The 12,981-nt window shown below is 69.8% G+C and carries 11 protein-coding genes; 3 read left to right on the forward strand and 8 right to left on the reverse strand.

The genetic code is table 11. The annotated features are described in order from the left end of the window. The first annotated feature begins 42 nt into the window (after positions 1-42). Positions 43-768: an NADPH-dependent F420 reductase gene (locus OHA10_RS28970; RefSeq protein WP_371401915.1), complete on the forward strand. Its 726-nt coding sequence runs from the start codon at positions 43-45 to the stop codon at positions 766-768. On the opposite strand, the gene OHA10_RS28975 is transcribed toward OHA10_RS28970, so the two are convergent. From OHA10_RS28975 to tkt, 8 genes are read right to left on the reverse strand one after another with little or no spacing between them, the layout of a single operon-like run. Then, a complete protein-coding gene (locus tag OHA10_RS28975) occupies positions 727-1,254 on the reverse strand; it encodes a hypothetical protein (protein WP_371401916.1) in 528 nt (175 codons plus the stop codon). The genes OHA10_RS28970 and OHA10_RS28975 overlap by 42 nt on opposite strands. Next, positions 1,244-2,059, reverse strand: a complete 816-nt coding sequence (locus tag OHA10_RS28980) for an isocitrate lyase/phosphoenolpyruvate mutase family protein (RefSeq protein WP_371401917.1) — start codon at positions 2,057-2,059, stop codon at positions 1,244-1,246. Before OHA10_RS28980 ends, OHA10_RS28975 begins: the two co-directional genes overlap by 11 nt. A 40-nt stretch (positions 2,060-2,099) precedes the next feature. Further along, entirely contained in the window at positions 2,100-2,819 is a 720-nt protein-coding gene (gene pgl / locus OHA10_RS28985) for a 6-phosphogluconolactonase (protein ID WP_371401918.1), read from the reverse strand. After that, the gene (locus OHA10_RS28990; RefSeq protein WP_371401919.1) at positions 2,816-3,940 is read right to left on the reverse strand and encodes a glucose-6-phosphate dehydrogenase assembly protein OpcA; all 1,125 of its coding nucleotides are present in this window, start codon (positions 3,938-3,940) and stop codon (positions 2,816-2,818) included. The genes pgl and OHA10_RS28990 overlap by 4 nt, the downstream gene beginning before the upstream one ends. Further along, positions 3,937-5,496: a glucose-6-phosphate dehydrogenase gene (gene zwf, locus OHA10_RS28995; RefSeq protein WP_371401920.1), complete on the reverse strand. Its 1,560-nt coding sequence runs from the start codon at positions 5,494-5,496 to the stop codon at positions 3,937-3,939. Before zwf ends, OHA10_RS28990 begins: the two co-directional genes overlap by 4 nt. A 21-nt stretch (positions 5,497-5,517) precedes the next feature. After that, positions 5,518-7,101 (reverse strand): glucose-6-phosphate isomerase, encoded by a 1,584-nt coding sequence (locus OHA10_RS29000; RefSeq protein ID WP_371401921.1) that lies wholly within the window; start codon positions 7,099-7,101, stop codon positions 5,518-5,520. Next, positions 7,098-8,207, reverse strand: a complete 1,110-nt coding sequence (gene tal / locus OHA10_RS29005; protein WP_371401922.1) for a transaldolase — start codon at positions 8,205-8,207, stop codon at positions 7,098-7,100. Before tal ends, OHA10_RS29000 begins: the two co-directional genes overlap by 4 nt. A gap of 42 nt (positions 8,208-8,249) precedes the next feature. Beyond that, on the reverse strand, positions 8,250-10,445 hold the full coding sequence (gene tkt / locus OHA10_RS29010; RefSeq protein ID WP_371401923.1) for a transketolase: 2,196 nt from the start codon (positions 10,443-10,445) through the stop codon (positions 8,250-8,252). Between the two features lie 260 nt (positions 10,446-10,705). Between tkt and OHA10_RS29015 the strand changes: the two genes are divergently transcribed. Beyond that, positions 10,706-11,620, forward strand: coding sequence for a heme o synthase (locus OHA10_RS29015; RefSeq protein WP_371408006.1), 915 nt, complete (start codon positions 10,706-10,708; stop codon positions 11,618-11,620). Between the two features lie 98 nt (positions 11,621-11,718). After that, positions 11,719-12,831: a ScyD/ScyE family protein gene (locus tag OHA10_RS29020; protein WP_371401924.1), complete on the forward strand. Its 1,113-nt coding sequence runs from the start codon at positions 11,719-11,721 to the stop codon at positions 12,829-12,831. Positions 12,832-12,981: the final 150 nt, after the last annotated feature.

A 12,981-nucleotide genomic window follows, 5' to 3' on the forward strand; every position in this document is an offset into this window, starting at 1 on the left:
GACACCGGGAGGTGCGCATCGAAGTGTCTACGGTTCGTAGCCATGAGGATAGGAACACTGGGCAACGGACTGATGGCCGAAGCGCTCGCCGGGCAGTGGGTCAAGGCCGGCCACGAGGTGATGATCGGCGGCCGCGATCGCGAGCGGGCCGCGGAGGTGGCCGAGCGGATCGTCGCCGCGGCTGGGTCGTCGGGCGAGGCGGGGTCGTCGGGTGAGGCTAGGTCGCTGGCCGACGCGGGATCGCGGGTGGAGGCGGGGTCGCTGGCCGACGCGGGGTTGCGGGTGGGGGCGGGGTCGCTGGTGGAGGCGGCGGCGTACGGGGAGGTGGTGTTGCTTGCGGTGCCGGCTGAAGTTGCGGTGGAGGTGGCGGGCTTGGTGCCGGCGGGACGGACAGTGATCGATTGCACGAATGCCTTGGACCACAGGGATTTCACCCTCGCGCACCCGGAGACGGCCGAGGCGATCGCGCAGGCGGTGCCGGGGGTGCAGGTGGTGAAGGCGTTCAACCTGGCGGCGGATGCGGTCTGGCGCAACCCACCGGCCGGGCTCGGGGTGCCGATCTGTGGCGATGGTGGGGTGAACGTCGTTGCGGATCTGGTGCGGGACCTGGGATGCGTGCCGGTCGCCGCCGGCGGCCTGGTGCGCGCGAAGTTGCTGGAGGCAACTGCTGCGCTGGCGATCGGGATCTGGGTCGGCGGCGGAAACGTGCGCGGGATGTTCCCGCCGCTAGCCGACGCGTTCGGGACGGTTCTGCCGGGCGAGTCGTAGGCTCCAGAGCGGGAAGAGCAGGTACGTCCCGGCCCAGCTGAAGCCGGCTACGAAGGTCCACCACGGGGCGGTGTCCAGGTCGTCGATGCCCAGGAAGATCCCCGGTACGCCGATGAGCCCGAACAGCATCAGCACACCCGCAACCATCCCCGCCCGCCCTACCTGCCGGACGCTTCCGACCAACCAGGCCCCGATGAGCGCGAACCCCGCGCTCGACCACAGACCGGCGAGGTAATACCCGGTGACGCCGGTCACGACGAGCACCGTCCCGACGACCGTCAGCACCGCACCAACAGCAGCCACACCGACAAGCACCCGAGACGTCGGCAGGAGCCAGGCGAGGATGAGGCTGAGGAGGCCCAGGGCCGCGTTGCCGATGTCGTTGATGGTGCCGAAGGGCTCGCCGGCGGCGTAGAAGATGAGCAGGCAGGCGCAGGTGGTGAAGCCCACGATGCTGTGGGCTGTCGCCACTGCTTTAGTGCTCACCCTTGGATGATCGCGCAAACAGCAGGTTCAGGTCAGCCTGTGGGATCTGGTCGGCGGCGAAGCCGATCGTGCCCTTCGTCGCCAGCTCCTCCGCGCTCCGCCGGACGAACCCGAGCGCGGCCCGGGCCATGCTGCCGCCCAGACTGATCCGGGTCACGCCGGCGGCCTGCAGGTCGGCGACGGTCAGCGTCGACGTACCCAGCCCCATCACCACGTTGAGCGGCCCGTCGATCTCCTGCACCAGCAGGCGGATCGCGTCCAGGTCGTTCACGCCGGGCACGTACAGGCAGTCGGCGCCGGCCGCGCGGAACCGGTTGGCGCGATCGATCGAGTCGGCCAGCGACGTCGGCGTACGCAGCAACTGCCCGTCGGTCCGCGCCGTCAGGACGAACTCGGACCCGGCCGCCTCCCGCGCCGCGACGATCCGCTCGACCGCGAGCTCGACGTCGTACAGCTCCCGCCCGTCGAAGTCCTCGATGTTCCCGCCCGCCAGCCCGGTCTCGCGAGCCAGCGTGATCGTGTCCGCGACCCGCGCCGGCTCAGCGCCGTACCCGTCCTCGAGATCGCCGTTCACCGGTACGTCGCTCGCCGCCGCGATCTCCCGCACCCGCTCGAACATCGCCTCCCGCGACACCGCCGGCGCCCCGTCGGGCAACGTGTGATCGCCCTTCGCCATCGAGAACGCGATCCCCGCACTCGTCGTGGCGATCGCCGGAAACCCGGCCGCCGCAAGGATCACCGCACTCCCGGCATCCCAGGCGTTCGGCATCACAAAACGATCTGCATGCAACTCGCGGAAGGTCATACCGTGAGTCTGTCACCCGCACCGTTCGGCAGCCGCCGAACTACGACACCTTCGAGGCCGCCGCCTCGTCGAGGAGCCACAGGGTGCGGTTCTGGCCCTTCGGGTGGGCGGCGGGTACGTTGCCCTCGGCCAGAGCGGTCGCGACGGCGTCGGCCTTGTCCTCGCCGGACACCACGAACCAGACCTCGCGGGTCCGGTCGAGGAGCGGGAAGGTGAGGGACACCCGGGTCGGCGGCGGCTTGGGCGAGTCGTGCACAGCGACCGCCGCGACATCGATGACCTCGAGCTGCGGATACCCCGGGAACAGTGACGCCACATGCCCGTCGGGACCAACCCCGAGCATCAGTACGTCGAACGTCGGCGAACCCGCCGCCTCCAGCTCGGCCGCGTACGCCGCTGCCGCTGCCTCGGCGCCCTGGCCGGTGTCGGCGGGCATGGGATGCACCCGCGCCGGGTCGACGTCCAGGGCGGAGAGCAGTGCCTCTCGAGCCTGCGTCTCGTTGCGCTCCGGGTCGCCGTCCGGCAGGAACCGCTCGTCGCCCCACCAGAACTCGACCCGCTGCCAGTCGACCTCCACGCGGGCCGGCGACTCCGCGACCGTCCGGTACACGACCGAGGCAACCCTGCCGCCGGTGAGCACGACGTGTGCGATCCCGCCGGTGCTCTGGGCGTCGGCGATCGTCGTGATGAGCCTGCCGGCCACCGAGAACGCCAGGTCGTCGGCATCGGGATGAATCAGCAACTCCGGATCCACAGTCATCGCTTCGCCGCCGTCCTCTTCGCTGCCGTCTTCTTCACCGCTGCCGTCTTCTTCGACGCAGTCTTCTTCGCGGGCGTCTTCGCCGCCGTCTTCTTCGCCGCAGCCGACTTCTTGTCAGCGGGCTTCTGCGCAGCCACGACCTTCTTGCCGGCCGCGGTCGCACTCGCCGCGGTCGACTTCCGCGCCGTCGCGTCGACCTTCTTCTCCGACGCCGGCAGCTGGTCCCGGTCGACCTTGCAGGCCAGCGTCTTCGCGTACACGTCATCCGGGTCGAGCCGCCGCAGCTCCTCGCTCAGCAGCTCCGACGTCGTACGCCGCTTCAGCGCCACCGGGCGATCCGGCTGACCCGGCACGCTGAACGTCGCCACCGCGCCGTCCGGCCGCGTCAACGCGATCGGCCCGGACGGCGTGAACAGCCGTACGGCGGTCACGCCCGGCCCACGCGAATTCCGCTGCTCCACCGGCACCTTCAGCCGCGACTGCAACCACGCGGCCATCAGATCCGCGCTCGGGTTCCCCTTGGCGGCCGCGACCTCGGCCCCGGTCACCTTCGTCGGGTACTGATCGAGAGCAGCGGCCATCAGCGCGCGCCACGGCGTCAGCCGCGTCCACGCGAAGTCCGTGTCGCCCGGCTTGTAGCCCTCGGCCCGCGCACTGAAGTCCACCGAGGCCCTCCGCGTCGCAGCAGCGTCCGTCACGCGACGCCGACCGAGGCGGCCCAGCGGGTCGTCGGCGGGAACCTTCGGCCCGCCGCCCGGCCACCAGACGATGACGGGGGAGTCGGGCAGCAGCAGCGGCGTGATGACGGACTCAGGCACCTTCGCGAGCTCACCGTGCAGCCGCAGCAGCACGGCCTCACCGGGGATGCCCTCGCCGACCCGCACCTCGGCGTCCAGTCCGGGCGCGCCCCGGCCGGGCCGCAGGATCGCGACCAGGACCCGGGACGGGTGTTCGCGACCGGCCTCGTTCGCGGCCTTCATCGCGTCGTGGTGGGACGCCTCGTCGACGACGACCACGATCGTGCCGACCATGCCCATGGCCGGCGATCCCGCGTGCCGGCGGGCCTTCAGCAGCGCCGAGGCGATCTCGCTCGACGTCGTGTCGGTCAGGTCGATGATCATGGCCGCCTCCAGGCACGTCCGTCGCGGGCGAGCATCTCGTGCGCCGAGTCAGGACCCCAGTCACCGGACGGGTACTGCTCCGGCTTGCCGTGGCGGGCCCAGTAGTCGAGCACCGGGTCGAGGATCTTCCAGCCCAGCTCGACCTCCGTGTGCTGCGGGAACAGCGGCGGATCGCCGAGCAGTACGTCGAGGATCAGCCGCTCGTACGCCTCGGGGGACGACTCCGTGAACGAACCGCCGTACTGGAAGTCCATGTTCACGTCGCGGATCTCCATCGTCGTCCCGGGCACCTTGGCGCCGAAGCGGATGGTGATGCCCTCGTCCGGCTGGATCCGCAGGACCAACGCGTTCTGCCCGAGCTCTTCGGTCTCGGTCTTGGTGAACGGCAGGTGCGGCGCGCGCTTGAACATCACCGCGACCTCCGTCACCCGCCGGCCGAGCCGCTTCCCGGTCCGCAGGTAGAACGGGACGCCCGCCCAGCGGCGCGTGTCGACGTCGACCCGCAACGCCGCGAACGTCTCCGTCGCCGACGTGGTCGGAATGCCGTCTTCCTGCAGGTATCCCTTGACCTTCACGCCACCGGCCCAGCCGGCCGCGTACTGACCGCGGGCACTGTGCAGGTCGAGCCGCTCCGGCAGCTGTACGGCGTTCAGGACCTTCTTCTTCTCCTGGCGCAGCGACCAGGCGTCGAAGCTGACCGGCTCCTCCATCGCGACCAGGGCGAGCAGCTGGAGCAGATGGTTCTGGATCACGTCGCGGGCGGCGCCGATGCCGTCGTAATACCCGGCCCGGCCGCCGATGCCGATGTCCTCGGCCATCGTGATCTGCACGTGGTCGACGTAGTTGCTGTTCCAGATCGGCTCGAACATCTCGTTCGCGAACCGCAGCGCGAGGATGTTCTGGACCGTTTCCTTGCCCAGGTAGTGGTCGATCCGGAACACCGCCTCGGGCGGGAAAACCGACTCGACCACGCGGTTCAGCTCGCGGGCGCTCTTCAGGTCGTGGCCGAACGGCTTCTCGATCACGACCCGCCGCCACGAACCGGGCTTCTCGTCGGTCAGCCCGTGCTCGGACAGCTGCCGCACGACCTCCGGGAACAGCCCCGGCGGGATCGACAGGTAGAACGCGTGGTTGCCACCCGTACCGCGGGTGACGTCCAGCTCGTCGACAGTCTCGCGCAGCCGCTCGAACGCCACGTCGTCGGTCAGGTCACCCGGCACGAACCGGAAACCCTCGGAGAGCTGCTGCCAGACCTCCTCACGGAACGGCGTCCGGGCGTGTTCCTTCACCGAGTCGTGCACGATCTGGGCGAAGTCCTGGTTGGTGTAGTCGCGGCGGGCGAACCCGACCAGGGCGAAACCCGGGGGCAGCAGCCCCCGGTTCGCCAGGTCGTAGACCGCCGGCATCAGCTTCTTGCGGGCCAGGTCGCCGGTGACGCCGAAGATCACCAGGCTGCACGGCCCCGCGATCCGCGGCAGCCGCCGGTCCTGCGGATCCCGCAGCGGGTTCCGGTACGGCGTGATGTCGCCCGGCCCTTCGTCGAGCTCAGCGGTCATTGCCCGCTTCCTCCCCGTGCTTTAGTTGCCGAACAGAGACAGGAGCTGCTGTACGCCGTTCGCCACGTCGGTCAGGTGCAGTCGCAGCACCGGGCGCCCGCGCTCCGCCAGTACTCCGGCGTCGCCGGCGGCCTGCGCCGTGATCAACGTACCGAAACTGAACGGCCGATCCGGGATCTCCACGTCGGTCGGGTGTGCCCCGGTGATCTGCAGGTACACGCCCTCCGGGTGTCCGCCCTTGTGGTACTGACCGGTCGAGTGCAGGAACCGCGGTCCCCAGCCGAAGGTCACCGGACGACCGGTCCTGGTCGCCAGCGCCGGCCGTACGGCGAACAGGTCGGCGTCGCGCTCGGAGTCGAGGTAGGCCATCACCGCGACGTAGCCCTTCGCGTCGAGCTTGCCCAGCAGCGCGTCTACCGCGCCCTGCAGCGAGTCCACGCCGTCGAGCAGCCCCTCGGAGCCGCGAACCTCGACAGCACCCTCGGTGAAGGCGGCCGCCTCCGGCTTCGGCTGCGCGTCGAGCAGACCGCGTGCGGCGGCCTTGGCGCTCTCCACGTCCGGCTGGTCGAACGGGTTGATGCCGAGCAGGTAGCCAGCCACAGCGGTGGCCGTCTCCCAGAGCAGCATCTGACCGCCGAGCGAGCCCGAGGTCAGCGCCGTCGGCACACCGCTCGTCGCCTTCTCGGCCAGCAACGCATTGGTCAGGTCCGCCGCCTCGCTGTGCAGCTCCGGCGCGCCGACCTCGACAGCGACCGGCAGTACGCCGGTGCCGTTCTTGCCGGTGCTCTCCGCGATCAGCTGCTCGGCCCAGTCCGGGAAGCCCACGATGTCGGACCCGTCGGCGGTGATGATCGCCTTGTCCCGGCCCGCGCTCGCCGCGAGCACGGCGCCCAGCCAGAGCGCCGGGTTGTCGGTCGAGTCGGCCTGCAGCTCAGGCGCCGCCTCGGCAGCCTGGTCGAGCAGCTCGGCGATGTCCGCGCCGGCCAGACCGGACGGCACCAGGCCGAACGCGGTCAGCGCGCTGTAGCGGCCGCCCACGTTCGGGTCGGCCAGGAACGTCTTGCGGTAGCCCTCGTCCGCCGACAGCTTCTCGAACGGCGAACCCGGGTCGGTCACGACGACGACGCGCGACGCGGCGTCGATCCCCGCGTCCTGGAACGCCTTGACGAACGTCCGCCGGTGGCTGTCGGTCTCGACGGTGCCGCCGGACTTGCTGGAGACCACGATCACGGTCTTCGAGAGGTCACCGGCCAGCGCCCGCGCGACCACGCTCGGGTCGGTCGAGTCCAGTACGACGAGCTCGACGCCCGCCGTCCGCGTGATGACCTCGGGCGCCAGCGACGAACCGCCCATGCCGGACAGGACGATCCGGTCCAGACCCTCGGACCGGAAGTCCGCCTGCAGGGCTTCGATCTCGGCCAGCAGCGGCCGGGAGGTGTCGTGCAGGTCGACCCAGCCGAGCCGGATCGAGGCCTCGTGCTCCGCTTCCGGGCCCCAGATCGTCGCGTCCTTCGCGGCGATCCGGGACGCGATCTTCTCGGCGACCAGCTTGTCGACGACCTCGGACCAGTCGCCGTTCTGCGTGCTGACCTTCGGAGCGCTCACTTGGCCGCGCCCTTCAGGGCCGCCGTGACGGTGTCCTGCAGCTCGGACCAGGACGCGTCGAACTTCGCCACGCCCTCGTCCTCGAGCACCTGGACGACCTCGTCGTACGAGATGCCCAGCTTCTCCAGGTCGGCGATCACCTTGCGATCGCCGTCGTAGTCGCCGCGGACCGTGTCGCCGGAGAACTGGCTGTGCTCCTCGACCGCCTTGATGGTTGCCTCAGGCATCGTGTTCACAACGCCCTTCGTGACCAGGTTGTCGACGTACAGCGTGGGGGAGTACGACGGGTCCTTGGTGCCGGTGGACGCCCACAGCGGCCGCTGCGGCTTGGCACCGGCGGTCTCGAGCTCACGCCAGCGGTCGGTGTCGAAGATCTCCTCGTACGCCTCGAACGCGAGCCGGGCGTTGGCGATCGCCGCCTTGCCCTTCAGCGCCTTCGCCTCGTCGGTGCCGATCGCGTCCAGCCGCTTGTCCACCTCGGTGTCCACCCGGCTGACGAAGAACGACGCGACGCTGGCCATCTTGGTCACGTCGTGGCCGTTCTCGACCGCCTGCTCCAGGCCGTCGAGGAACGCGGCGACGACGGCCTTGTAGCGCTCCAGCGAGAAGATCAGCGTCACGTTCACGCTGATCCCGGCGGCCAGCGTCTGGGTGATCGCCGGCAGGCCGGCCTTGGTGGCGGGGATCTTGATGAACACGTTGTCGCGGCCGACGATGTCCCACAGCAGCTTGGCCTGCTCGACGGTCTTCGCGGTGTCGTGCGCGAGCGTCGGCTCGACCTCGATCGACACCCGGCCGTCCTGGCCCTCGGAGTCGTCGTACGCCGGCTTGAACACGTCGGCGGCGTCGCGGACGTCGTCGGTGGTGATGACCCGGATCGCCTCGTCGGTGGAGACGCCCTGGGAGGCCAGGTGGCCGACCTTCTCGGCGTACGCGTCGGCGTCCGAGATGGCCTTGGCGAAGATGGTCGGGTTCGTGGTCACGCCGACCACGTGCTTGTCCTCGATCAGCGCCTGCAGGCTGCCGCTGGTCAGCCGCTCACGGGACAGGTCGTCGAGCCAGATGGAGACACCCGCGTCGGCGAGTGCTTTCAAGCGATCGTTCATGTGTCCGATGCCTTCTTCCGAAGTGTTCTGTTGTGGGTTTCTTCAGCTGGCGTCGGCCGGTCCGACCGGTCCGGCGGCGGCGCGGCCGGGCGGCACGCCCGGTCCGCTGATCTGTGCGGCGGCAGCGATGCTGTCCTTGGCCGCCTGCACGACCGCGTCGGCGGTGATGCCGAACTCGTCGTACAGCGTCTGGTACGCCGCGGAGGCGCCGTAGTGCTCAAGGCTCACGCTGCGGCCGGCGTCGCCGACGATGTCGTGCCAGCTCTGCGCGATCCCGGCCTCGACCGAGACCCGGGCCCGGAGGCCGGCCGGGATGACGGACTCGCGGTAGGCGTCGTCCTGCTCGTCGAACCACTCGCGCGAGACCATGGAGACCACGCGGGCGTTGATGCCCTCCTCGGCCAGCTTGGCCCGCGCCTCGACGGCGAGCTGGACCTCGGAGCCGGTGCCGATCAGCACCACGTCCGGGGTGCCTTCGGCGTCAAGCAGGACGTAGGCGCCCTTGTGCACGTTCTCCGTGGTGGCGTATCCGTCCGTGCCGCGCGGGAAGGTCGGCACGTTCTGCCGGGTCAGCACCAGGCCGGCCGGGCGGTCGGTGTGCTCGAGGATCGCGGCCCACGCGGCCGCCGTCTCGTTCGCGTCACCGGGGCGGACGACGTCGAGGCCCGGGATCGCCCGCAGCGCCGACAGGTGCTCGATCGGCTGGTGCGTCGGGCCGTCCTCGCCGAGGCCGATCGAGTCGTGCGTCCAGACGTACGTCACCGGCAGCTTCATCAGCGCGGCCAGCCGGACGGCCGGGCGCATGTAGTCGGAGAAGACCAGGAACGTTCCGCCGTAGGGGCGGGTCAGGCCGTGCAGGGCGATGCCGTTGAGCACCGAGCCCATCGCGTGCTCGCGGATGCCGAAGTGCAGCACCCGGCCGTACTCGTTGCCCTGGAACTCCTTGGTGGCGTGCTCCGCCGGGATGAACGACGGCTGGCCCTTCGGGGTGGTGTTGTTCGAGCCGGCCAGGTCGGCCGAACCGCCCCACAGCTCGGGCAGCTCCGGCGACAGCTTGGTCAGCACGTCACCGGAGGCGGCGCGGGTGGCGACGCCCTTGGCGTCGGCCTCCCAGGTCGGCAGCGCGTCCTTCCAGCCCGCCGGCAGCTCACGCTTCGACAGGCGGTCGAGCAGCGCGGCGCGCTCCGGGTTCGCGGCCTTCCACTCGTCGAACTTGCCGTTCCACTCGGCCTCCAGGGCCTTGCCGCGGTCGAGCGCCTCGCGGGTGTGCGCGAGGACGTCGTCGGCGACCTGGAACGACTGCTCCGGGTCCCAGCCGAGGACCTTCTTGGTCGCGGCCACCTCGTCGGCGCCGAGCGCCGAGCCGTGGATCTTGCCGGTGTTCTGCTTGTTCGGCGCGGGCCAGCCGATGATCGTGTGCAGCCGGATGAAGCTCGGCTTGTCGGTGACGGCCCTGGCCGCCTCGAGCGCGTCGTACAGGGCCTGGACGTCCTCTTCGTAGCCCTTGCCGCCGTTGGTCCAGTCGACGTCCTGGACGTGCCAGCCGTACGCCGCGTAGCGGGCGGCGACGTCCTCGGAGAACGCGATGTTGGTGTCGTCCTCGATCGAGATCTTGTTCGAGTCGTAGATGACCGTGAGGTTGCCGAGCTGCTGGTGGCCGGCCAGCGACGAGGCCTCCGCCGAGACGCCCTCCTCCAGGTCGCCGTCCGAGGCGATCACGTAGATCTGGTGGTCGAAGACGCCCGCACCGGCGGCCGCGTCGGGCTCCAGCAGGCCACGCTCGCGGCGGGCCGCCATCGCCATCCCGACCGCGTTGCCGACGCCCTGGCCGAGCGGACCGGTGGTGGTCTCGACGCCGGGGGTGTGCGAGTACTCCGGGTGGCCGGGGGTCTTGCTGCCCCAGGTCCGCAGCGCCTTCAGGTCGTCCAGCTCGAGACCGAAGCCGGCCAGGTAGAGCTGGATGTACAGCGTCAGGCTGGAGTGCCCCGCGGACAGCACGAACCGGTCGCGGCCGGCCCAGTGCGGGTCGGCCGGGTTGTGCCGCATCACCTTCTGGAACAGCAGGTACGCCGCCGGCGCGAGGCTCATCGCCGTACCCGGGTGGCCGTTGCCGACCTTCTCCACCGCGTCCATCGCGAGCACCCTGACGGTGTCGACCGCGCGCTGGTCGAGCTCGGTCCATTCAAGCTTGGGGCTGGTCTTCTCCGTCACGCCGACGGCGCTCCTCTCGATGGTCATCTTCTAGGTATCTCACGCAGAGCCTACTGTGATGAAGGCGGTCCGCTGCACATTGCTCAACTGCTTGTCAACCATCTGGTAACCCTTCCTGTTCCCCGGCGGACTCCCCGGATCGGAGGGGGGTGCGAGAACCCTCCTACGGGGCGTCGTAGACTGCTGAATCGTCAGCGCCGGAGGCTCGGCGTCAACCCACTGTTTTCGAGGTGTTCGTGACGGCCGTCGACCCGCGTCCAGCCGCGACGACGTCGTACCCGACGCCGCTGGTGGACGCTACCGCTGTGGTGAGTCCGTCGGTGCGCGACGTGGTGAAGGCGTACGTCGGTCTGACCAAGCCGCGCATCATCGAGCTGCTGCTGATCACCACCGTGCCGGTGATGTTCCTGGCCGCCGGGGGAGTCCCCGGGCTCGAGGTCGTCGTGGCCACCCTGATCGGCGGCATCCTCGCCTCCGGCAGCGCCAACACGATCAACTGCGTGCTCGACCGCGACATCGACGAGCAGATGCGCCGGACCAGGCGCCGCCCGCTGCCGCGGCACGCGGTCAGCCCGCGCTCGGCGACGATCTTCGGCGTCGTGCTCGGTGTCCTGGCCACGCTGGAGCTCGGCTTCTTCGTCAACTGGCTGTCGTCCGGCCTGGCGCTCGCGGCGAACCTGTTCTACGTCTTCGGCTACACGATGGTGCTCAAGCGCCGGACCGTGCAGAACATCGTCTGGGGCGGTATCGCCGGCTGCTTCCCGACCCTGATCGGCTGGACCGCGGTCACCGGCAAGCTGGCCTGGACCCCGGTCGTGCTGTTCCTGGTGGTGTTCTTCTGGACGCCGCCGCACACCTGGTCGCTGGCGATGCGCTACCGCGAGGACTACGCATCGGTGGACGTGCCGATGCTGCCGGTAGTCGCCACGCCGGTCGCGACCGCCCGGCAGATCATGGCGTACTCCGTGGTCATGGTGATCACGTCGCTCGCGCTCTGGCCGATCGCCGACACCGGGTACGTGTATCCGCTGGCCTCGATCGTGCTCGGCTTCGTGTTCCTGCGTGAGGCTCGCCGGTTGTTGCTGCGGGCCCACACCGGTGCGGAAGGCGCGGCGCTGCGGCCGATGCGGCTCTTCCACTTCTCGAATATCTACCTGGCTCTGCTCTTCATCGCGGCAGCCGTCGATCCACTCCTGCACTGACAGGCAGCGTCTTGACCAGATCATGACCTCGTGTTGCGATGGTCCGGTCTGTGGAGGCGTTTCCACGCCTGGGGAGACACAGTGGCAGGGGGATTCGTATGGGGGTACGAACACGTGTTGCGGCACTCGCCGCACTGACATTGGCCGGCTCGTTGCTGGTTGCCGGGCAGGCCGACGCCGGTAGTCACAGCAGCAGTTTGAAGCCGGTGGCAACAGGTCTGAACGGTCCGCGCGGCGTCTCGACGTACAAGAACTTCGTCATCTACAGCGTCACCGACGGTTCGGTGTACGTGACCGACCGCCGCAGGTCCGTGAAGCTCGGCACGGTGCCGGGCACGGGTGGGTTCCCGCCCGCGATCGACACGAACAAGTGGGGTACGACGTACGCACTGACCGGTGCGGGCGGCGAACCCGGACAGCCGCCGGTGCCGGGGGCCACCACGCTGTACCGGATGCGGTACGGGAAGTCACCGGTGAAGATCGCCGACATCGGGGCCTACCAGAAGAAGGACCCGGACCCGTACGACCAGGAGAACAACCCGACGGACTCGAACCCGTTCGGCGTCGCCGCGCTCAGCGACGGCACCGTCCTGGTCTCGGATGCCGCCGGCAACGACCTGCTCAGGGTCTGGCCGAACGGCCACATCAAGACGGTGGCGCGGCTGAAGCCACGCACGGTCAAGGTCCCGTCGGGTCTTCCCGCCACGGACCCCGACGGCAACCCGTTGCCGCCGGCCGGTACGCCGATCCTCGCCGAAGCCGTCGCCACGTCGGTGACGGTGGGCTCGGACGGCTACTGGTACGTCGGCGAGCTCCGCGGCTTCCCGGCGACACCGGGCACGTCGCAGATCTGGCGGATCAAGCCGGGATCGGTGGGCGCTACCTGTGACCCGCTGAAGCCGGCCAAGGGCAACTGCCAGCGGTACGCCGACGGCTACACGTCGATCGTCGACCTGGCCGGCGGACCGCGCGGCACGCTCGCGGTCGTCGAACTGGACAAGGCGAGTTGGCTCAGGTTCGAGCTGACCGGCCCGACGCACGGTGGGTTGTTCCTGCAGTACCCGGGCAGGAACCACCGGGGCGGTTACGTGCGGGAACTGGTGAAGGATCAGCTGACGCTGCCAGGCGGAGCGGGCTTCAACCGGTGGGGCGAGCTGTTCGTCTCCGCACCGGTCTTCGGCCCGGGTGCCGTCTACAAGGTGCGTTACTGAGTTAGTTGGGTACGGCGGGACGCCCGTTTCAGGTCGCGGGCGTCCCGCGCTCATGGCCAGTTATGGCCGTGGCCGGTTCAGGCCGGAGAATTGCTGGACACCCTGATGTGGCGCTGACGAGACTGCTGCGGCGTGCCGGGCGGTGAGGTC

It is taken from the genome of Kribbella sp. NBC_00662, assembly GCF_041430295.1.
Taxonomy (GTDB): Bacteria; Actinomycetota; Actinomycetes; order Propionibacteriales; family Kribbellaceae; genus Kribbella.

Coding starts and splice junctions, on each gene's coding strand:
- OHA10_RS28970 (WP_371401915.1), top strand. CDS start 43: ATGAGGATAGGAACACTGGGCAACGGACTGATGGCCGAAGCGCTCGCC.
- OHA10_RS28980 (WP_371401917.1), bottom strand. CDS start 2,059: ATGACCTTCCGCGAGTTGCATGCAGATCGTTTTGTGATGCCGAACGCC.
- pgl (WP_371401918.1), bottom strand. CDS start 2,819: ATGACTGTGGATCCGGAGTTGCTGATTCATCCCGATGCCGACGACCTG.
- OHA10_RS28990 (WP_371401919.1), bottom strand. CDS start 3,940: ATGATCATCGACCTGACCGACACGACGTCGAGCGAGATCGCCTCGGCG.
- zwf (WP_371401920.1), bottom strand. CDS start 5,496: ATGACCGCTGAGCTCGACGAAGGGCCGGGCGACATCACGCCGTACCGG.
- tal (WP_371401922.1), bottom strand. CDS start 8,207: ATGAACGATCGCTTGAAAGCACTCGCCGACGCGGGTGTCTCCATCTGG.
- tkt (WP_371401923.1), bottom strand. CDS start 10,445: ATGACCATCGAGAGGAGCGCCGTCGGCGTGACGGAGAAGACCAGCCCC.
- OHA10_RS29020 (WP_371401924.1), top strand. CDS start 11,719: ATGGGGGTACGAACACGTGTTGCGGCACTCGCCGCACTGACATTGGCC.